Source organism: Sphingopyxis macrogoltabida (assembly GCF_001307295.1).
Lineage (GTDB): Bacteria > Pseudomonadota > Alphaproteobacteria > Sphingomonadales > Sphingomonadaceae > Sphingopyxis > Sphingopyxis macrogoltabida_B.
Genome location: NZ_CP012700.1, coordinates 3,936,861 through 3,957,530, shown reverse-complemented (window position 1 = coordinate 3,957,530; position 20,670 = coordinate 3,936,861). Strand labels below are relative to the sequence as shown.

The following is a 20,670-nucleotide window of genomic DNA, read 5'->3' as shown; positions in this document are numbered from 1 at the left end:
TGCGTCAGCGGATATGAGGACGGTGCGTCAGGAAATGGCCCAGTCCGATGGCGACCAAACTGATCACAGCCCATAATCCCTGCCGCTGCATCAGCACCTGGTTGTTCGCGGGGATGAAGGCGATGAAGATCAGCATCTGCCCCAGCGCTGCCAGCGCGAAAGGATTGTTGCCGTAGAGGCACGCAATCCACAGCCGGGCGAATATGAAGCCCATCAGCATCATGAAGATTGGCACGCCATAAAAGCTCATATCAGATGCCAGCCAGGGAAAGATCGTCGACCAATACATGCCGGCCGGCCAGCCCGTGCGCTGTTCGGACCGAAACGGGTAGGTCAGATAGCGATTGTCTTCGCCGCCGAGAAACTGCAGACGGTAGGATTCATAAGCTTGGGAAAGCCCGGCGCCGTGGGAAAATTCGAAAGGCTGTTCAAGGCTGTAGGCAAGGCCGCGGTAGCCGTGGCTGGGATAGGCGAGCGTCTGGTAAACGCCGAAAGCGGCATCTTGCCCGATTGCCCGGACCAGCAGCGTATCGGAGATGTCGCCGACGATTCCCGATTCCGAAATGCCGAACTGCTCGGCGCGCTGGACCTGGTTGACCGCCATATAGGTGAAGAAGGTAAAGCCCGCGAGGCCGATCAGAACATAGGCGCGCGTCCGGTCGATGCGCCGGACGCTGGAGATGCTCTGCCGCGCGAGGATCACCGCGACGCCCGTGGCGAGGAACAAGACGATATCGCCAATACCCTTCAGCGTACCGATGAACAGAAAGCTTGCGATATATATTACCACGCTGAAAACGACGAGCGCCTTGATATAGCGATTGATCCGCGGCCAGGACACCACCGCCAGCGGCAGGAAAACCGCGTAAAGGATGCTGAGCAGGATGAGCAGCTGGACAACGCGGCTTACCTGTTCGGTGTCCATTCGTTCGGAGAAGACGTCGAACTTTGCCTTATAGGCTTCGCCCGGCGACAGAATGGCCTCGAGAATGCTAGCGAGGCTGGTTGCGCCAAAATCGTAGAACTGGTTGATACCCCAAATGACGAAATAGATTGCGCCGGCAATTATGAGCAGCCTGTGATAGGGCTTGTCGCCGAACTGCGGTCCGCGTGAGCGGATGTAATGAGCCGACGGGCGACCGATTCCCATATAATAACCCAGATACAGAGCGGCGAAAGACAGGCTGATGAATGCGATAAGCGTCATCAGGTTGGTCACATCGCTGACGAGGTTGCTGATCAGGAACAGGCCAAAGGTCGCCAGGAGATAAATCAGCGAGAAGCGGATCGGGGCAAAGAGGGTCCGGCGCGTGCGCGATTGGATCGCCAGGCGATCGGTGACGGACTTTGTCTCGCGGCGTCTCAGGTCATCGGCCGCGCTAACGGAAGAGACGGGAAGGGTCACCTGTGCAATCTCTCTAGCATCTCGCTCATTGGCTGCGCATGGCCTTGGGGGGAAAATTGCGTTCGGGCAAGGGTCTGTGCGTTGGCGCGCCGCAAATTCCGGACTTCGGGTGTCTCGTCCGCGGCGCGCATCACCGCCGCGGCGAGCGCCTCTTCCGATAGTTCGGGGAGCAGCAATGCATTTTCGCCGTCACGCAGGAAGCGCGACAGGTCGCTGAACAGGTTGGCGATCACCGGTGTGCCCAGCATCATGCTCTCAGCAAGCTTCGATGGGAAACCGAATTGATTGGATCGGCGTAGCGGGCGTAGCAGCAGGCTGAAATCCGATCGCGATACAATCTCTTGCGCCCGGGCATTGGCCACGCGGCCATAACAAATCGTTTTGGCGGCATCGGGTCGATCCAGCCAGCCCGGGCCGCCCGGCACGGCCCGCAGATCGGCCTCGGTAATGCCGACGACATGCAGGGTGATCGCCGTGCCGCGCGCCGCCGCGATGCCCAGTCCGCCAATCAGCGTCCCGAACGCCTCCTTGTTGCCTGGCGAGCCGGCGTAAACGAGGTGCAGGCGCCCGTCGCCGGCAGACCATTTGCTTTCGGTTGCGGCGGCTTCGGCAAAGAGGGGCGGGACGGTGACGACGGGCTTGCCCGTACGCCCGTAATGATCGGCCAGGCGTTCGCTGATGACGAAGAAACCATCGGCCCCAAGCGATGCCCATCGCATGCTCAGCATGTTGGAAAAGGCATAAGGACCGAAGCGTCCTCCCGGCAGATCCTCCGCCGCATACCATTCCACCACGTCAAGGACGAACGGAATACGCCATTCGTCGCAAAGCCTGCGCAGTCGCCGGACATAGCCCAGATGTGTGCCATAAAGGATTATGAGGTCCGGCCGCGCATCCGAACGACAAAGCTGCTCCGTGATCGCATCGCCAAGAAACAGGCCCCTGATTCCGGGCGAGGATGACGATAAAAACCCTTCGGCATATTCGTCGATCGAAATGCCGGACAGGTCCGCCTGGCCGTCCGGCACGGTGATCGACCAGTTTTCGCCGCCGGACGGGACGCCGCGGCGGACATCGTAGATATGCACATCGTGCCCGGCGATGCGCAAAGCTTGCGCCGTCCCGCGCACACGCAGACTCGCCGCCGCGCTTTCGCGCGTATCGAAATGGCCGATGATCCAGATGCGCATGGGACGATCAACCGGTCTGTGATCGCAACGCGTCGTTCGCAGTCTTCCACATCGGCGGCGTTATGCAGACGGCGTACATAACTAAAGAGATCATCGGGACGACCCACAGACGTTCTGCCGTCACAAAGATCATCTTCAAGCAAATGGTCGATAAGGCGAAAAGAGACCAAGCTATGATCTGAACCCTGATGCGTCCACTAGCGTTCAAAATCATATTGAATGGAGCAGTGATCGCCATCACCACCGAAAAGCCGCCGAGAAGCCCCAGGATCAACTGCTGATCGGCAAAGCTGCGCCCCATCCACAGATGAATGATCCAGTTGCCGGCGGCGGTCAGCGCGATCGCGGCCGCTGCTACGCCGGCGCCGCCGATCCAGACCATTCGCCGGGTGTTTTGACGCACCCATTGCCGGTCGCCGCGCGCCAGGGCCTCGCCGTTGGCCGACCACAGCGGTAGATAGATGGTCGTGATCGCCAGGCCGAGCAGGGATCCGATTTTTGCCGGCACCGAATATTGCGTCACCGCATGGGGGCCTGCATTCGCAGCAATGATCACATTGTCGGCATTCAGCGCGATCGACGTCAAAACGCCGAGCAGGAGGAAGCGGAGACCAAGCATCAGCAATTTTCCGCTCGATTCCCTGCCTATATCAGCAAAGCGCGGCCGCAGTTCGGGATGGCGAAGGAAATACCACAGCGCCGAGATGAGCAGGGTCACAACCATCGGAAGCCCATAAGCGAGAACGACGGCCCAGGGCGGCAACCGCAGCCCGATCGCTCCCCAGCACGACACGACGGCCAGAGCCGCTCCGGCGATCTGCCACAAGTTGCTCAGCATGACCTGTTGCCGCGCGTACATTACACGCTGGATGATGGTTGCCGGAATTCCGGCAAAAAACGTGCCGAGCGCCGCGGCGATGATAGCGATCGAGGCGGAATCGGACACGCTTGCGATCGGAAAGCTGCCAAGGGCGAGGAGCACGCCGCCGACGACGGTAGCGAGCAGCAGCGCGACCCAAGTCAGCATGGCATAGGCGCTGGATATGTCTGCCCGGGCGGCGGCGGTGTCGTCGCGGCCCAGCGCCGCCGATAATCTGGTGAGCAGCCCGTTGCCGATGCCGAGATCGCTGAACTGCGCCATGCTGGTGATCGATACTGCGGTCATCCAGATGCCGAAATGCGCGTCGCCGAGATAGCGCAACATGACGGGCATGACGAGAAATGGGGCGATCAGGGTGACCGAGCGGCCCAATGCCCCTCCGATAACCGCCAGTATCAGCCGCCGCGTCCGATCCAGGGCGTGGTCTATGGTCGACATCGGCGTCGCCAGATCATCGGCATTGGCCTGCGCCATCGAAGATCAAACCGACCGAGAAGGGTCGCCTTCGACGGCGCGGGAAGCGTGAGGACGCGATCGGCTAAGCAAGATCATGCGTGCGAATCCCGTCCCAGCTGTTCGAAAGCCGTGCCGTCCCGAGGATCAGGCTGACGACGCGTTCCGACGTGTTGGTGATCGTATAATCGGTGGGGACGGGGTGTGGCGTGCCGGCGGCGGTGCGCTCGGCGAACATGCGGGTTACCGCGTCGATGCCGTCCAGCATCGTGTCGCGGTGAAGGCCGGTCATGATCAGGCAGCCGACGTCGAGGCCCTCGGGCCGCTCGATCGCGTCGCGCGGCGTGATCGCGGGGAAGCCGAGCATCGAGCTTTCCTCGGCGATCGTGCCGCTGTCCGAGATCGCGCAGAAACATTGCTTTTGCAGCGCGTTGTAATCGTGAAAGCCAAAGGGCTTCATATATTGAACGCGGGGATCGAGCGCGATGTCCGCCAGCGCCTCGAGCCGCTTGCGCGTGCGCGGATGGGTCGAGACGATCACCGGCATGGCATAGCGCTCGGCCAGCGCGTTGAGCGTTTCCAGAAGCGAGCGCAGCCGCGCGGCGCTGTCGACATTTTCCTCGCGGTGGAGCGAGACGATGAAATAGCCCTGCGGCGTCAGTTCGAGGCGATCCAGCACGTCCGACGCGTCGATTTGGGTGCGATAATGGTCGAGCACCTCGCGGATCGGCGAGCCGGTCAGGTAGATGCGCCGGTGCTGCACCCCTTCGGAGAGCAGATGACGCCGCGCATGCTCGGTATAGACGAGGTTGAAGTCGGCGATATGGTCGACCAGCTTGCGGTTCGTTTCCTCCGGCACATTGCGGTCGAACGACCGGTTGCCGGCTTCCATATGATAGACGGGCACCTTCATGCGCCGCGCCATGATCGCCGAAATCGCCGAATTGGTGTCGCCGAGCACGAGCACCGCATCGGGACGTTCGGCGGCGATGACGCGCTCGCTTTCGGTCAGGATCTTGCCGAGCGTTTCGCCCAGTGTGCCACCGCCCGTCCCCAGGAAATGGTCGGGCTTGCGGACGCCGAGATCCTCGAAAAAGACTTCGTTGAGCTCGAAATCCCAATTCTGCCCCGTGTGGACGATGACATGCTCGGCATAATCGTCGAGCCGCGCCATCACGCGCGAAAGGCGGATGATCTCGGGGCGCGTGCCCAAAATGGTCATGACTTTAAGGCGGGACATGTCAGGCTCCGGAAACAGGATCGGCATAGGTGTCGGGCGCGGCCGGATCGAACACGGCATTGGTCCAGAACAGGGTCAGCAACGGCTTGTCGCCGACATTGACGATATTGTGGGTGTGCAGCGTCGGCATGTCGATGGCGGCCGGGGCATCGCCGCTGACGCGGCATTCCCATATGGTTTCGCCCAGGACCGGGCGGATGCGGATGATCGCTTCGCCTTCGACGACCAGAAAGCGCTCGACCTTGTCGAGGTGGAAATGGTCGCCCCGCGTGATGCCGGGATGCGTCCAGCTGAGAAAGGTCTGGCCGCCGCCACCGCCGCGCGAAGCTTCGAACAAGGTCCCGCGGGCATCGCCGTTGAGCTTGAGCATCTTTGGATATTGGCCGGGATAGAGCGCGGCGCGATAGCTGTTGAACAGCGCAAGGTCGAAGGGATCGGTGAGGTCGGGAAAAAGGTTGGCGCTGTAATCGGTGTGGAATTGCTGAATTTTGGCGAGCAGGTCGACAACCGATGTCGGCCGCGCCGCGGGTTCGATCGTCCCCGTCGTTCCCTCGATGGCGGCATCGATCGCGATCTGCGCCGCTTCGCCTGCATGGAGCAGTGTGACGCGTCCGTCGGGGTTCACATCCGGCGTCTCGCCGGCGATGACCTGCGCGATGAACGTCGCGGTGACATTGTTATAATGCGGCCGCGCCCCTTCGCCGAATATATGCGGCAGCACGAGGTTGGTGTAGCGCCCGCCCGCCGCGGCCAGGATTTCGCCGGCGATCCGCTTGCTGTTGCCATAGACGGTGTCGTTCGCGGCATGGGTCGAATTGGCATAGACGATGTGCGGCGCCGAACCGGCGGCGCGGCATGCGTCGGCCAGCCGGCGCGCGATATCGGGATTGCCGCTCGCCAGATCGGCGTCGCTGGCGCGATTGACGCCCGCGAAGTGCAGCACGGCATCGGCGCCGTCCAGCGCGTCGGCGAGCCGCGCATCATCGGCGAAGGCGCCATGGTCGAGGCGCACGAGCCCATAAGGCTCGCTCTGCTTCTTGAAGCGCGCGGCGCAATTGGCCGCGTGCAGCCGCACCGCCGCGTGATGGCCGATCAACCCGCCGCCGCCTGTGACGACGATCTTCATTTGCGCTCGCTTTCCCAAATGTCGATTTCACCCCGCACCTCGGCAAGCGTCAGCAGCAGATCCTTCACCTGCGGCACGGTCAGCTGGTTCGTATTGTGCGAATGATAATCGTCGAAATGGCTCGTCTCGCTGTCGCCTTCGCTGAAATAGGCCTGATAGTTGAGATCGCGGGCGTCCATGCGGATGCGGTAATAATCGCCCATATCGTCGCCGCTCGCCAGTTCCTGGCCGCTCGCCAGCGTTTCATAGAGCTTTTCGGCGTGGCGCCAGCCGATGACTTCCACCGGATGATCGGGGACGCCGAACAACTCCTTGATCGCGGACACCAGGTCGGCAATCGTCGATGCGGGCGCCTTGCGAATGAACAGATCGCCCTGATTGGCATGTTCGAACGCATGGTGGACCAGCGCGACCGAATCGCGCAGCGGCATCAGGAACCGCGTCATCGTCGGTTCGGTGACGCTGATCGGCCGGCCGGTGCGAATTTGCCGCATGAAAAGCGGGATTGCCGAACCGCGCGAACACATGACATTGCCATAGCGCACCATCGAGATGGTCGTGGCGGCATCGTCGGGAAGCGAGCGCGCGACCGACTGTGCCAGCTTTTCCATCATCGCCTTTGACATTCCCATGGCGTTGACAGGGAAAACGGCCTTGTCCGTTGACAGGCAGACCACGCTGCGGACGTCGTGCGCCACCGCGGAACGGACGACATTTTCCGATCCCACGATATTGGTGCGCACCGCTTCCATCGGGAAGAATTCGCACGAGGGAACCTGCTTGAGCGCGGCGGCGTGAAAAACGCAGTCCACGCCGGCAACCGCTCGATCGACGCTTTCGCGATCGCGAATATCGCCGACATAGAAGCGCACGCGCGGATCGCGCAGTTCGTTGCGCAGCGCGTCCTGCTTTTCCTCGTCCCGGCTCAGCACGCGAACCTCGTCGATATCGCGTGAAAGCATGTCGCGCAGCATGGTCTTGCCAAAAGATCCCGTGCCGCCGGTTATCAAAAGTTTTTGCATGGGTTGCTTCGGTCCATTCCTGTTTGGAGCGCCCTTAGGGCGTCGCTGTGGCTTTGTCATCCCGGCCGTCCGCGAATTGCTTCGTGAACGCGCCATCGATCGATTCTCATTACAGTCGCAGATCGACCCTCTCGGCCTCGAAGGCATATTTTATGTCATAAAGGACATGGTCGCGGCGCCCCCATTTGCGAATGGCGTCCGGGCCGAGATCGCGGAATTTCTGGTGGGCGACCGCGACCAGGATCGCATCATAGCTATTCGGCTGCGGTTTGTCGGTAAGCGTCAGCCCATATTCGTGCGACGCTTCCGTGGGGTCCGCCCACGGATCGTGAACATCGACATCGACCCCATAGGTTCGCAGTTCCTCGACCACATCGACGACACGCGTGTTGCGAAGATCGGGACAGTTTTCCTTGAAGGTCAATCCCATGACCAGAACGCGCGCGCCGTTCACCTGCACCCGCCTTTTCAGCATCGTCTTGACCAGCTGTTCGGCGACATAGGCGCCCATGCCGTCGTTCAGGCGACGGCCGGCCAGAATGATCTCCGGATGATAGCCGATCGACTGCGCCTTGTGGGTCAAATAATAGGGGTCGACGCCGATGCAATGTCCGCCGACCAGGCCGGGGCGGAAAGGCAGGAAATTCCATTTCGTCCCTGCGGCCTCGAGCACCGCTTGCGTGTCGATTCCCATCCGGTTGAAGATGATCGCGAGTTCGTTGATCAAGGCGATGTTGAGGTCGCGTTGGGTGTTTTCGATGACTTTCGATGCTTCCGCGACCCGGATTGACGGCGCCTTGTGGGTGCCGGCCGTGATGATCGATGAATAAAGTGCATCGACAAGGTCGGCGACCTCCGGATTCGAGCCCGAGGTCACCTTGCGGATCGAGGGCAGTCGATGTTCCTTGTCGCCGGGATTGATCCGTTCGGGACTGTATCCGCAAAAGAAATCGACGTTGTAGGTCAGGCCCGAGAGGCGTTCGAGGACCGGGACGCAATCCTCTTCGGTCGCGCCGGGATAGACGGTCGATTCATAGATGACGATGTCGCCGCGCTTCAATATCCGTCCCAGCGTTTCAGACGCCCTCAGTAGCGGCGTCAGGTCGGGACGTCGATGCGCGTCGATGGGGGTCGGCACCGTGACGATGAAGAGGTTGCACGCGCCAAGATCAGCCGGGTCGCTCGAGAAGCGGAGTTGTTTTGCCGCCACCAGCTCCTCTGCATTGGTTTCGAGCGTCGCGTCGATGCCCTTGCTCAGCGCGTCGATACGCCCGCGGTCGATATCGAAACCGACAACGGGTCGGATCCGGCCGAATTCGACCGCGAGGGGAAGGCCGACATAACCGAGGCCGATGACCGCGACCTTCAATTCTTCCAGCGTCGGCACTTCTGCCGTTTGCGACGACGTCATTTTCCCGAATACTCCCTGTACCAGCGAACGAACTCCTTGATGCCGTCGCGAAAATCAGTTGCCGGGCGATAACCCGTCAACCGTTCGAGCAGCGATGCGTTCGCCCAGGTAGCAGGAACATCTCCGGTCTGCATCGGCATGTAGTTTCGCTTCGCTTTGATCCCCAGTTCCTTTTCGATCGCATCGACGAAATCGAGCAAGCGAACCTTGTCACTGTTGCCGATGTTGACGATTCGAAAGGGTGCGACTGGACTGAGCGAATCGCCTGGTTCGATATCATCACGCGATGACGGGCGTACCGGCGCTGCGTCGATCAGCAGCCGAATGCCGCGCACCAGATCGTCGACATAGGTGAAGTCGCGATACATGTCGCCATGGTTATAGATGTCGATCGGACGGCCATCGAGCATCGCGTCGACAAATTTGTAGAGCGCGAGATCGGGGCGACCCCATGAGCCATAGACGGTAAAGAAGCGGAACATTGTTGTCGGCAGATTCCACAGATGGGCATAGGCATGCGCCATCGATTCATTGGCCTTTTTCGTGGCCGCATAGATCGTCAGCTGGGTATCGGCCTTTTCCGTCTCGATGAATGGCATGTCTTCATTCGCGCCATAAACCGACGAAGTGGAAGCCATCAGCAGATGCTGCACACCGTTGCGGCGCGCCGCCTCCATCACGTTGAAGGTGCCGATGACATTACTGTCGAGATAGGCTCGCGGATTTTCGAGGCTGTATCTTACGCCGGCTTGCGCCGCGAGATGGACGATGACATCGGGCCGAGAGGCGTCGATGCTTGCATCGAGCACCTCCCGGTCTTCCAGCATTGCTTCGGTCGCGGCGAATCGTCCTGACTCCATCAATTGGCGATGGCGCGTCTGTTTGAGCCGCACATCATAATAATCGGTCATGCCGTCATAGCCATGGACCTCGAACCCTTCGGCCAACAGTAGACGGGCCAAGTGAAAGCCGATGAACCCCGCGGTTCCGGTCACGTATATTCTGGTCATAAAAATCCTGTGCTGGCGGCCTTCATCCGGCCGCGTGGAGAGTTTCTGTGGCAAGTAGTTTGGATTGGTTCCAGCTTTAATGTCGAGGTTCGGCGGCTGAAACTCCCTTCAGCGGAAAAGATGATCGGCGGCGTTGGCTATTAGCAAAGGCTTTCTTCGGCCTGATGGCAGCCGGCATACTTCCGAAATCGGCTTCCGGCGGGAATGGATGGCGGTCGCTGCCATCAATGGCATTTCGATCCCGATAGGCCTTTCGTCACCCCGGGTTCGACATCAGACGCTTCGCCCAAGACGGATCGGGTATATATTCCGGCACTAGCTTTCTGACGATCGATACTGCGCTGACCGCTTCACCGCTCTGGCGGATCATCGTATCGAGTAATTGCAGTTCGCGTTCCAGCTCTTCCCACGGCCAAAACACCTCATGCGCGCGATGAATCCGCGGATGTTTTGTCGCTTCTGGATTATTCCCTAGGAGCAATTCCTCGTATAATTTTTCCCCGGGCCGCAGCCCTGTCTCGACGATTTCGATATCGCCATCGGGATGGTCGGAATCGCGGACACTCAGGCCCGAAAGATGGACCATGGCGTGGGCAAGCTCGATGATCTGGATCGGCTCGCCCATGTCGAGCACGAACACCTCGCCGCCCTTGGCCATCGCGCTTGCCTGCACGACAAGTTGCGCGGCTTCGGGGATGGTCATGAAATAGCGCGTGATTTCCCTGTGCGTCAGCGTGACGGGGCCGCCAGCCTCGATCTGGGCCTTGAAGCGCGGGACGACCGAACCGCTCGATCCCAGCACATTGCCGAAGCGGACCATGCTGAACACAGTCTTGACGTCGGGCCGGTCGGCCCGCGCCTGCAGGATCAGTTCGCAGACGCGCTTCGACGCGCCCATGATGTTGGTCGGCCGCACCGCCTTGTCGGTGCTGATCAGGATGAAGTTGGCGACACCGACCGCCTCGGCGGCAGCCACGCTGTGCAACGTCCCCATGATATTGTTGCGCAGCCCGGAGATCGGGTTCGCCTCGACCAGCGGGACATGCTTGTAGGCGGCGGCGTGAAACACGGTTTCGGGCTTATGATAGTTGTAGATACGGAACATCGACGAGCGTTCCGAGGCGCTCGCGAGTTCGAGCACGAGCGGCACGTCTATCGCCAGTTCGCGCATCAGTTCGATCAACTCCTGCTCGATCGCATAAAGTGCATATTCGGATTGCTCGAGCAGGACGAGGCGGGCCGGGCGGCACCGCAGGATCTGGCGGCATAGCTCGCTGCCGATCGAGCCGCCGGCACCCGACACGAGAACGATCTTTCCGGCGGTCGTGCGGCTCATCAGCAACTGGTTCGCCGCGACTGTCTCACGGCCGAGAAGCTCCTCGATCTGGATTTCGCGCAAATCATTGACCGTCACCGACCCCTCGATGACGCCGGTCAGATTGGGAAGCGAGCGGACATAGACCTCCTCATTCTTCAGCGTGTCGATGATCTCGCGGCGGCGTGTGCGCGACGCGCTGGGGATGGCGAGCAGCACCTCGTCGATATCGGTATCTTCGAGCAGTTCTTTCAGACGGTTGGCGCCAAATACCGGCACGCCGTCGAGGCGCTGGCCGTCGAGCCGCAGGTCGTCGTCGACGAAGCCGACGAGATGGACCTGCGATTCATGGCGAAGCGAAAGCGCCAATTGCTGTCCAGCCCGGCCCGCTCCGTAAACGAGCACGCGGCGGGCATTGACCGACACGACCTTGAAAAGGTCAAGAAGCATGAAACGTATGGCGATGCGGCTGGCACCCAGCAGGAGCAGGAAAATGATGGGGTGCAGCATCGAGAGCGTGCGCGGCACGGAAGGAAGGCGGAAGACGACGCAGACGATGAACAGCGGCACCGCCAGCGCCGCGCAGGCGATTGCCAGGTCGGTGATCGTTCGCGCGCCGGAAAAACGGATCAGCGAGCGGTAGACGCCTGTTTTCCAGGCAATGGGATACCAGAATAGCAATGCGATCGCGGCGAAGGTCAGGATCGGTTGGGAAAACAGCTCCCAGACGCCGAGACGGAGCGAAAAGGCGATCCATACGGCCGCGATGCAAAGCGATCCGTCGATGGCGACGGCGGCCATCTGGCGCTGGATACGCGGCCGGTCGACCACGAAGGCCAGCATCTTCGCGCGCCAGTCGCGCCACCGATCATCTTTTGCCGAAATCATCTATCGCCAACCGCTTTCTATGGATCCCTGCCGGAAGGCGCGGGATAGAGTATAGCAGATTGCAGGAATATTTCCCTGCGGCGACCCTGCGTTCAATCGAGACAAGTTCACGACGAACAATGCCCGTCCCATAAACGGGACGGCAACATAACTCAATATGTAACGGTAAACCTTGCCCCCGCATCCCGATCGCCTTCTGCGGCGCTTACAACTCGCGACGGGGAAAAACGATCCCGCTCCCGATGTGTTGCCGCGAACAATTCCTGCCCGATCCTCGTTTCGTCGAATCGTCATGAGATGGGGATTACTGCCATGCTGTGATCTCGCGCACAGCTGACCGGTTCATTTGAAAGGGCTATGAGCTCAGTTGTTCTGGGAACCGCCGCAGATCGCGACGGAGCGGACGCGTTCGTCGTCGTCGACTTCGACGTGCACTTCGGCGCCGAATATAGCTGCCGCATTGGCCGTCAGCGCCGCGGGCTCGGGGGGCGTTTCGGCCTCGATGCGCCCGCCCATCATCCAGACGATCCGATCGGCAAACTGCGCGGCGAGGTTGAGATCGTGGAGCACAACGGCGATTCCGCGGCCGTCGCGCCTCCGCTTCGCAAGCCGCGCCATCGTGTCGATCTGGCGTTTTGGGTCGAGTGCGGCGGTCGGCTCGTCCAGCAGCAACAGCGGCGTTTCGGCAGCGAATGTACGGGCGAGCGCGACCAGCGCCAGTTCGCCCCCCGAAAGCGTCGCGGTCGAGCGGCTTGCCAAGGCTTCGCAGCCGACCTCCTCCAGCCAGTGCCCCGGCGCAATATTTCGCTTCATGTCTTCCGCGCCGAAGGCATAACGGCCGAGTGCGACCATGTCGGCGACGAGGATCGGCCACGCCACCTCGGCGCGCTGGGGCAGATAGGCAAGCGCGCGTGCGCGTGTGAGCAGATCGAGGCTGTCGAGGGCCAGATTGTCGAGCGAAACCGTCCCGCTGTCCGGGCGCAGCAGGCCCGCGAGAATGCGAAGCAGGCTGCTCTTTCCCGAACCATTGGGGCCAACGATGGCGACCAGTTCCCCTGGCGACAGGGTGAAGTCGGTGCTGCCGAGCCGCCCGGCGATCGCGACGTTGCGTGCGGCAAGATCAGTCATGGCGCACATTTCCCCGTCGCAGCACGATGAGCAGGAAGATCGGCGCGCCGGCCAGCGCGGCAACCACGCCGAGCCGCAATTCGGTGTCGGTCGGGAGCAGCCGGACGAGCATGTCGGCGGCGATCAGCATGATTGCGCCGGCCAGCGCCGCCGGTACCAGCGTCCGGCCGGGATCGTGTCCGGCCCATGGCCGCACGAGATGTGGGGCGACGATCCCGACGAAGCCGACCGATCCGGCAAGCGCGACCGACGCTCCCGTCGCGAGGCCGGTGGCGATGACGACGATGAGCTGCGTGCGGCGATAGTCGAGACCGTGCGCGATCGCGGCCTCCTCGCCGATCGAAAGCAGCGAAAGCTGCCGGCGCTGGGTCAGCAGCAGCGCCATCCCGGCCGCCATGAACGGCACCGTCAGCCCGAGATCGGACAGCGAGCGGTTGGCGACCGACCCGAGCGTCCAGGTGACGAGGTCGGACAGCGAAAAAGGGTTGGGTGCGAAATTGAGGATCAGCGCCATCAGTGCCCCGGTCAGGCTCGACAGGCCGACGCCGATCAGGATCAGTGTCGCCATGCCGCGCGTTCGCACCGCCGCCGAAGCGAGCAGCGCGGTGACCAGCCCGGCGCCGACGATCGCGCCAACCGGCAGCGCCCACGACCAGAGTGCCGACAGGCCGAAATAGAGCGTCAGCGTCGCGCCGAGCGTCGCGCCCGATGATACGCCGAGGATGCCGGGTTCGGCGAGCGGATTGCGCGTCAGTGCTTGCAGCGCGGCGCCGCAAACCGCCAGCGCCGCTCCGACGATCGCCGCGCTCAGCACGCGCGGCAGGCGGATGTCGGCGACGATGGTCGCTGCTGCCGGGTCGCTTCCCGTCGCCCAGTCGAACAGCAGGTGCGGCGTAACGCCATCGGGGCCGGTCATCAGCGCCGCCATGGCGATGAATACGAGCAGCGCCGCGAGCAGGATGTTGGTGCGCCGCATCAGCCTTCCTTTCGCGCCTTCGCAAGCCTTGCGACGGCATGACCCGCAAGCCAATTGCCGCAGGCGAGCCAGCTTCCCGGCACTTCGACCTCTTCTGCCCGACGCGACGCTTGGGCGACGACGGGATGGAGGGACGATGACCAGCGATCCTGCCGGTAACGGGCGCTGTCGTAGAAGGCGCGGAAGACCACATCGGGCGGACGGCGAACCATCTCCTCGAGCGGCAGCGTGCCCCACCCCGGCTGTTCGCGATAGGACTTCAGTCCCGCAGCGGCGATGACATCCGCGACGAACGAACCCGGGCCGGTGGTGACATCGCCGGGCGTCACATAGAGCGCGCTCTGTGTCGGTGCCGCCGTGCCGCGCGCCGCCGCCAGTTCTGCATCATAGCCGGCAAGCAACGCCGCCGCCTTTGTTTCCGCATCCAGTTCGGCGGCGACGCGCCGCATGTCGCCTGCGACGTCGCCGAGCGTTCCGGCATAGCCGAGCTGGACGACGCGGATTCCCATCGCGCGTAGCTGCCGGTCGAGCCGGGCGTCGCCGCGGAAGGAACGAACGACGATTGCGGGGCGAAGTGCGGCGATATCCTCGATTTGCGGGCGCAGCCGCGAGAGACCGCGAGCGCGAGGCGCCGCGAAGCCGGCGTCGCTTTCCGCCTCGAACGACACGGCGCGCACCCGCTCGCGCGGCAGCAATCCCAGCACCATCTGGTCGGCGCAGAAATCGATGCTGACGACGCCGCGGCGTTCGGGCAGCGGCGCGCGCTGCTGGCAGCCCGTCAGGACCGCCAGCATTGCGAGAGCCGCCGCCGATCGCATCAGAAGCTGACGCGCACGCCGCCATAGGCCGCGCGGCCCTGCGTGCGGTAGCTGAAGACTTCCTCATAATCCTCGTCCGCGAGATTTTCGACGCGGGCGAAGACCGAGATGGCGTCGGTCAGCTTGTAGTTGGCGTTGAGGTTCACCAGCACATATTCCTTCAGCGACACGGTGGTCGGCGCGAAGAAGATCGGGTCGAGGAAGGCGACATCGGTCTGGCGACCGTTATAGCGCAGCGTCAGCGTCGTCGAAAAGCGCTCGTCCTTGCTGAAGATCGTCGCGTTGAAGCTGGCGACATGCTTCGGCCGGCGGACCTCGACCGCACCGTTCTCGCGCGCCTTCAGCCAGGTGTAGGCTAGGTCGAGTTCGATCTGCGGGATCGGGCGCGCCGACGCGAACACTTCGACGCCGCGCTGCTTCGACGTCGTCGTGCGGTTCGCAGGGGTCGCGGTGAAATCGGGGGCGGGGTAGGTCGTGTAGATCTCGCCCTTCAGCTTGTTGTCGAAATAGGTGACGCCGATCGTCGCCTGATTGTCGTCGATCGTCTGTTCGATGCCGGCTTCCCAGCCCTTCGACTTTTCGGGCCGGAGGTCGGGATTGCCGATGAACACGCCGTCCGAATAACCGTAAAGCTCGTAATAGCCCGGGTTCTTTACCCCGGTGCCATAGGCGCCGCGGATCCGCGTGCCGGTGGGCAGCTTGTAGCTCGACTGGATGCGGAAGGTCGTTGCGTCGTCGAACCGGTCGTTCTCGTCGTGACGCACCGAGGCGCCGAGCGCGAAGGCGTCGCCCGCGAGCAGCTCATACTGTCCGACGAAGCCCACATTGTCGGTGTCGCGCTTGCCCTGGAAGACGAAGGGCGAGGGGGTGGTATTGCGGAATTCCTCGCGTTCGACGTCGACCGCCGCGGTCAGCCGGTGGACGACGGTATCGGTACCGAAGCGCAGGCTCGATTCGAACGAGCCCTTGTAACGGCGCCCTTCGCTGCCGCCGTCGCGGCCGAACGCCGAATAGCTTTTGCGCACCGTGTCGGTGACCTGGCCGGTCAGCGCGTTGGTCCAGCGGCCGTCGAGCGCGGTAAACTCGGCGCGCAGCAGGCCGTGGAAGGACTGGCTGGTGAAATAGGTGCCGGGGCTGTCGACGATGAAGCCATAGCGCGGGCTGGTGCCATCGAACTCGCTGTTGTTGCTGTCGGCATCGGTATAGCCGTAGCGCGCGACGCCGGTCAGTTTGAGGCTCTCCGACGGCGACCAGATCAGCTTGCCGCTGACGCCGACATTGTCCGACCCGATGTCGCGGGTGCCGAAGCGTGCGGTCGGCGAACCGCCGGTGTGGAGATAGGTGCCCGAAACGGCATAATCGAGATCGCCACTGACCCCCGCGACGCGCACATCGCCCGAGAAGGTCTCGAACGAGCCGCCTTCGGCGCGGGCGCTGATCCCGGGCGCTTCTGCGCCGGTCAGCGTGATATAGTGAACGACGCCGCCGATCGCATCCGACCCGTAAAGCGAAGATTGCTGGCCGCGCAGTACCTCGATCCGCGCGGCGGGCGAGGCGATCAGGGTGCCGAAATCATATTCGCCGTTGAACGGATCGGACACCTCGATGCCGTCGATCAGCGTCAGGACATGATTGCCCTCAGTGCCGCGGATGCGAAGCTGCGTCTGCCCGCCGATCGCGCCAAGCCGGCTGACGGCGACGCCCGGCACGTCGCGCAGGACGTCCGACAGCACCCGCGTCTGACGGTTTTCGATTGTCTTGGCGTCGAGCACGGTGACCGACGAGCCGAGCTGATCGACGCGGACGCCTTCGCCCGAACGCGACGCGGTGACGACGATCGTGTCGCCGGCTTCGTCGGTGGTCGCGAGGTCGGGGTTCGCCTGGGCGAATGCGGGCGATGCCGCGGCGATGGCGAGCGCCGACAGGCTCGCACGATAAACAGCAATATGCATTATAGTCCCTCCAACGTAACGGCCTTGCCGTCACGCGAGGAACCTCGCCTGCCGCCGGTACACCCCGCCCGCGACAGATAACGGCGACGCTCGGGCAGGTCTCCTGGCTTGCCGGATCATCGGAGGACGCGGCCTTCCCGGAACCGATGTTCCAGTGGCATGTTCGCATCCACCTCACCGACGACAGTTGCGGGGGCAGCGCCGGCTTTACCGGACTTCCCTTTTCATCCCCGTTGCCGGGGAACCTGAGGTCACGGGGCGGGCCGCTAGCAAAAGCGTGGCTTGGCTGCAATCGAGAATCTATAGATGGACAGAGGTGAAGCCGAAGTTGATTTGGTTGCAGATTGCGATCGCGAAAACGGCAGTATGTACGGCGGCTAACCCTGTCTTGCCGAAAGAAACAGCCGCGATTCGGGTGCAAAGAAACATTGCTGTCTTGTGGGATACGAATATATTGACGCCGCAAGCTGTGGATGGAGATTCTAATGAATGTTATCTCAAAGGCCGTAATCGCCCTTGCCGCAACGTCGCTGGCGGCGGCGCCGATTGCTGCTTCGGCGGCACCTGCGACTATGGTCGAAGGTGTTCGCGCCACCTCGACCACGGAAGACCAGAGTGAGTTCAACGGCGACTCGACGTGGCTATATGTATTGCTGGCACTCGCTGCGGTTATCGGCGTTGTGCTTTTGCTCGACGACAATGACGACCCGGTGAGCGCCTGATCCTGTCCATAGCAAATGAGTGATTAGCTTGTGGTAGCAGGCTAACCTCATTTTGTCCGGTTGAAATAGCGCCACGGCGCTAGGTCTCAAGGGGACTTTCGCCTCTTCTGATCGCCCATGCAGATCAGATTCCCCGTGGTCACGCGGCGGCCCGCTAGCAGATTATGTGGCAATGGAGCAATCACTCCATCGAACCGCAGCTATCTTCTCTATTCGTGTCTTCGGTTCGCTTGCAAACCGGGGTTTGCTCACCACTTGATCTGACCGATGGCGGAGCACGAAACGCTGGAGGAGACCGCGCCTAGTCCTGGCTTGCCGCGCGATCGGGATGGGCGCGGCGCCAGCGAAGGCCCATCATCAATATCCACTGCCAGAATATCGTGTTGATGATGTCGAACACCGAATCTGGCATCCGCCACGCCCCGTGCGCAATTCTGTCGGCAATTTCCTTCATCACTGCTGCCGTCAGAACGAAAAGAAAGGGTCCCCAGGTTGCGAGTGACCGGCGGGTGATGATCCTGGCAAGGATCAGTATCGCCATGCCGCCGTGAACATGGGCGAGGCTGTCTGACGCTCCGGTCATGCTCGCTATTTCGCCGCTGAGTGGGCGGTAAAAGTCGATAATATATTTCATTAGATCTGCATGGTCAGGCGCGGGATTCCGGTCAACGGCTGCTGTTAGAAAAGTAAGGAAATCTATGGCGAGGTAATGCGACGCAAATATTTGCTTGGGCTATCGCTGGCGCGCGGTGGTGTACCAACTCGCTAGGCCGGGGCCTGGCCATCTCCCTCCCATATCCGCTCGCTGAAGCGCGCGAGCCGCGGAATTCGGAGGCGCCGACTGGCTGTCAGCGCCTCCATCCTGTCGGCGCACTGCAGAAGCAGCGACAGGACGGGTCATTCTGGGGAGCTTCCTATCGCTTTTCAAGCTCGGTGCGATTAATCGTTTGGATGGTCCAATTGTTAGCGAGATCGAGGACGCTGGCGGCTTCATGATCGGCGGCATCATCCTACTCGCACCATTTCGAATGGCGGTCCTCGTTCGAGCGCTTTGCTGCTTGAGGGCAAGCGTTTGCTGCCGGAGCAGGCGGATGATCCGTTGCCTCTTTGCGATCGACCAAATTCACCGGTTGCGCATTGCTTTCGCCTGAAGTCGCGTAGTACATTCGCCGGAACGATTTTCTGGATGTCCGGACGACGGCTTGCGTTTCCCAAGGCCTTCGAACTCGACGCGATTGCGGCCCGCCGCCTTGGCTTGATAGAGCATTTTGTCTGCGCGCTCGAATTGCGACCGGAATCCGGGTTCGCTCGAAGTCGCACTCGCCAACGCGCTGACGCCCATACTGGCCGTTACCGGCCCTGAAAGGCCTGACACAGCCTTGGCTACCATAGCGGGAATCGCCTGTCTTCGGCGCTCCGCCAGATCGAAGCCATTGTCACTGCGTAGCAGGAGGACAAATTCCTCGCCTCCGAGGCGGTAGGCGAGCACATCGGCGGTGGGTTGAAGTGCCGTGGCGACCGCCTTGAGTACCGCATCGCCAACGGCATGCCCGTGAGTATCGTTGATCTGCTTGAAATGATCCAGATCAAGGACCGCCAAGGTGTCGAAGCCCTCGCCGCGATGTTCGGCGTAGCGCTCCTCAAGCGCCCGGCGATTCAACAATCCAGTCAACGAATCGCGTTCGGAGAGGCGTTCGAGCAATTCGGCTTCCGTGCGCGCGCGGTCGCGTTGTTTCTTGAGGGTCATGAACCGATCGGCAACGCCCATCGCAGTCGACATGACTTCGAACACGCAGCCACAATAGAAGAGCAACATCGCGTCCTCGCTTTCCAGCGAGGGCAGGAGACCTGTTACGAGCCTTGTCAGGCCGACCGCGACCATCGGCGCCCAACCGACCATCTGATATTTCGCTGCGCGGCTGCCGCGCCGGAGGGCGTCGATCATCGACCAGATGAAAATTGCGAGAATGGGGGCGAACCCGGCGGTATATATGGTCGACTGGACCGGCCGTGCGACAAACGGGAAGGCGGCGTGAAACAGACTCAGGAAAATGGCAGCCCCGGCGCAATAGGGCAGGGAGTGTCGCAGCTTTGCGTGGAGGCAACCCGGCTCGACAAAGCTGTATGTGAACATCGCACCTGCCGCAACCGAGAGGCCGAAGGTCATCGTGGCCATCCAGCTGAGCGTCATGACCGGAAGGCCGAGGAGGATGGGGGAAAGACCCGATGATATCAGGATGGTGAGTACCAGCGAAACGGCAAGCGCCGAATGCCAGAGGACGAACGGCTCGCGCAATATGCGATAAAAGGCCGCATTGAAGATGAGCGGCATAAGCAACATCCCGACCAGGCCGGCCAACAAGATCAGGAAGCGCGTCTGGCCGGGGCTTTGGCTATCATCTTTCGAGGTCAGATAGGCTTGCTCGAGTGTCATGCGATGGGTTGGTCGATCGAAGGCCACGATGATTTGTCGCGTTTGCTGCGATAATTTCGGCAAGCCCGCTTTAAAGAATCCGCCGTAGCGTGAGTTGAGAAGCGCGTCTGCATGGATCGTTGTCCGGTGGACCGCGCCGCCGGTCTCCACCGACAAGATGTGGACCGCTTCCAGAGCTGCCCTTCTCGAGAAAAGGTAGCGTGGAGGAGCGTCATGTTGAGTGATATCGAAGCGGAGCAACACCCGCTCGGCCTCGATAGAATATTCATGTTTTCCGCAATGCCATTGCCGGGTTGCCTTGTACGCAGCCACCGGGTCTTCCGACAGCGATGTGGCTGCCCAGCAGGAACTTCCGATGTTCGTCGTCGGCGCGGCGGCCATTGCGGGAAAGCAAGCGGTCAACAGAGTGATCAAGCCCGCTAACGCAATCGCAATCTTGTCGACGAGCCATGACATTCACGATTAATGACATTGAAAGTTTAGAATGCAGTTAACCATGGCCGACACAGGCGCCGCCATTTGCGTTATTCAGATGGACTGGCCGATGCGTTTTCGCGACCGCGAGGCCGGCGATTTCAATTTGTGCGTTGGGGGAAGAATCCAAACCCGGCTTACGTGCCAACGCCGCCGCCAAAGCGTCGGCCCGCTTCCCGCCCCCATTCTACCAGTCATTGCCGATTCGGCTACCATGACCGGAAAC

The 20,670-nt window shown here is 61.7% G+C and carries 16 protein-coding genes and 1 riboswitch; of the genes, 1 reads left to right on the top strand and 15 read right to left on the bottom strand.

Features of this window, described 5'->3' with window-relative positions; genetic code table 11:
- Positions 1-4: 4 nt before the first annotated feature.
- The 13 genes from AN936_RS18395 to AN936_RS18335 form a co-directional block, all read right to left on the bottom strand.
- On the bottom strand, positions 5-1,405 hold the full coding sequence (locus AN936_RS18395) for a hypothetical protein (RefSeq protein WP_054589350.1): 1,401 nt from the start codon (positions 1,403-1,405) through the stop codon (positions 5-7).
- Positions 1,402-2,595 carry a glycosyltransferase gene (locus AN936_RS18390; protein WP_054589349.1) on the bottom strand — a complete coding sequence of 398 codons (1,194 nt, stop codon included), beginning with the start codon at positions 2,593-2,595 and terminating at the stop codon, positions 1,402-1,404. The genes AN936_RS18395 and AN936_RS18390 overlap by 4 nt, the downstream gene beginning before the upstream one ends.
- Positions 2,596-2,602: 7 nt before the next feature.
- A complete protein-coding gene (locus tag AN936_RS18385; RefSeq protein ID WP_054589348.1) occupies positions 2,603-3,949 on the bottom strand; it encodes a lipopolysaccharide biosynthesis protein in 1,347 nt (448 codons plus the stop codon).
- Between the two features lie 64 nt (positions 3,950-4,013).
- Entirely contained in the window at positions 4,014-5,168 is a 1,155-nt protein-coding gene (gene wecB / locus AN936_RS18380) for a non-hydrolyzing UDP-N-acetylglucosamine 2-epimerase (RefSeq protein WP_054589347.1), read from the bottom strand.
- 1 nt (position 5,169) lies between these two features.
- A complete protein-coding gene (locus AN936_RS18375) occupies positions 5,170-6,294 on the bottom strand; it encodes an NAD-dependent epimerase/dehydratase family protein (protein ID WP_054589346.1) in 1,125 nt (374 codons plus the stop codon).
- Positions 6,291-7,316, bottom strand: a complete 1,026-nt coding sequence (locus tag AN936_RS18370; RefSeq protein ID WP_054589345.1) for an SDR family NAD(P)-dependent oxidoreductase — start codon at positions 7,314-7,316, stop codon at positions 6,291-6,293. The genes AN936_RS18375 and AN936_RS18370 overlap by 4 nt, the downstream gene beginning before the upstream one ends.
- 109 nt (positions 7,317-7,425) lie before the next feature.
- Positions 7,426-8,727, bottom strand: a complete 1,302-nt coding sequence (gene tviB, locus AN936_RS18365; RefSeq protein WP_054589344.1) for a Vi polysaccharide biosynthesis UDP-N-acetylglucosamine C-6 dehydrogenase TviB — start codon at positions 8,725-8,727, stop codon at positions 7,426-7,428.
- Complete coding sequence (locus AN936_RS18360; RefSeq protein ID WP_054589343.1) at positions 8,724-9,737, bottom strand: NAD-dependent epimerase/dehydratase family protein; 1,014 nt, start codon at positions 9,735-9,737, stop codon at positions 8,724-8,726. The genes tviB and AN936_RS18360 overlap by 4 nt, the downstream gene beginning before the upstream one ends.
- Before the next feature lie 256 nt (positions 9,738-9,993).
- Complete coding sequence (locus tag AN936_RS18355) at positions 9,994-11,940, bottom strand: polysaccharide biosynthesis protein (RefSeq protein WP_054589342.1); 1,947 nt, start codon at positions 11,938-11,940, stop codon at positions 9,994-9,996.
- A gap of 363 nt (positions 11,941-12,303) precedes the next feature.
- The gene (locus AN936_RS18350) at positions 12,304-13,068 is read right to left on the bottom strand and encodes an ABC transporter ATP-binding protein (RefSeq protein WP_054589341.1); all 765 of its coding nucleotides are present in this window, start codon (positions 13,066-13,068) and stop codon (positions 12,304-12,306) included.
- Entirely contained in the window at positions 13,061-14,044 is a 984-nt protein-coding gene (locus AN936_RS18345) for a FecCD family ABC transporter permease (protein WP_054589340.1), read from the bottom strand. Before AN936_RS18345 ends, AN936_RS18350 begins: the two co-directional genes overlap by 8 nt.
- Positions 14,044-14,838: an ABC transporter substrate-binding protein gene (locus tag AN936_RS18340; protein WP_054589339.1), complete on the bottom strand. Its 795-nt coding sequence runs from the start codon at positions 14,836-14,838 to the stop codon at positions 14,044-14,046. Before AN936_RS18340 ends, AN936_RS18345 begins: the two co-directional genes overlap by 1 nt.
- A 23-nt stretch (positions 14,839-14,861) precedes the next feature.
- Positions 14,862-16,814: a TonB-dependent receptor plug domain-containing protein gene (locus tag AN936_RS18335; protein ID WP_054589338.1), complete on the bottom strand. Its 1,953-nt coding sequence runs from the start codon at positions 16,812-16,814 to the stop codon at positions 14,862-14,864.
- 75 nt (positions 16,815-16,889) lie between these two features.
- Positions 16,890-17,078: riboswitch (cobalamin riboswitch) on the bottom strand.
- A 221-nt stretch (positions 17,079-17,299) separates the two neighbouring features.
- Here AN936_RS18335 and AN936_RS18330 point away from each other — a divergent pair.
- Positions 17,300-17,536: a hypothetical protein gene (locus tag AN936_RS18330; protein ID WP_054589337.1), complete on the top strand. Its 237-nt coding sequence runs from the start codon at positions 17,300-17,302 to the stop codon at positions 17,534-17,536.
- Between the two features lie 301 nt (positions 17,537-17,837).
- Here AN936_RS18330 and AN936_RS18325 read toward each other — a convergent pair whose 3' ends face one another.
- Together AN936_RS18325 and AN936_RS18320 are read right to left on the bottom strand one after the other, a co-directional pair.
- The gene (locus AN936_RS18325; protein WP_149037718.1) at positions 17,838-18,170 is read right to left on the bottom strand and encodes a hypothetical protein; all 333 of its coding nucleotides are present in this window, start codon (positions 18,168-18,170) and stop codon (positions 17,838-17,840) included.
- Positions 18,171-18,659: 489 nt separating this feature from the next.
- Positions 18,660-20,426: a diguanylate cyclase gene (locus tag AN936_RS18320; RefSeq protein ID WP_201782934.1), complete on the bottom strand. Its 1,767-nt coding sequence runs from the start codon at positions 20,424-20,426 to the stop codon at positions 18,660-18,662.
- Positions 20,427-20,670: the final 244 nt, after the last annotated feature.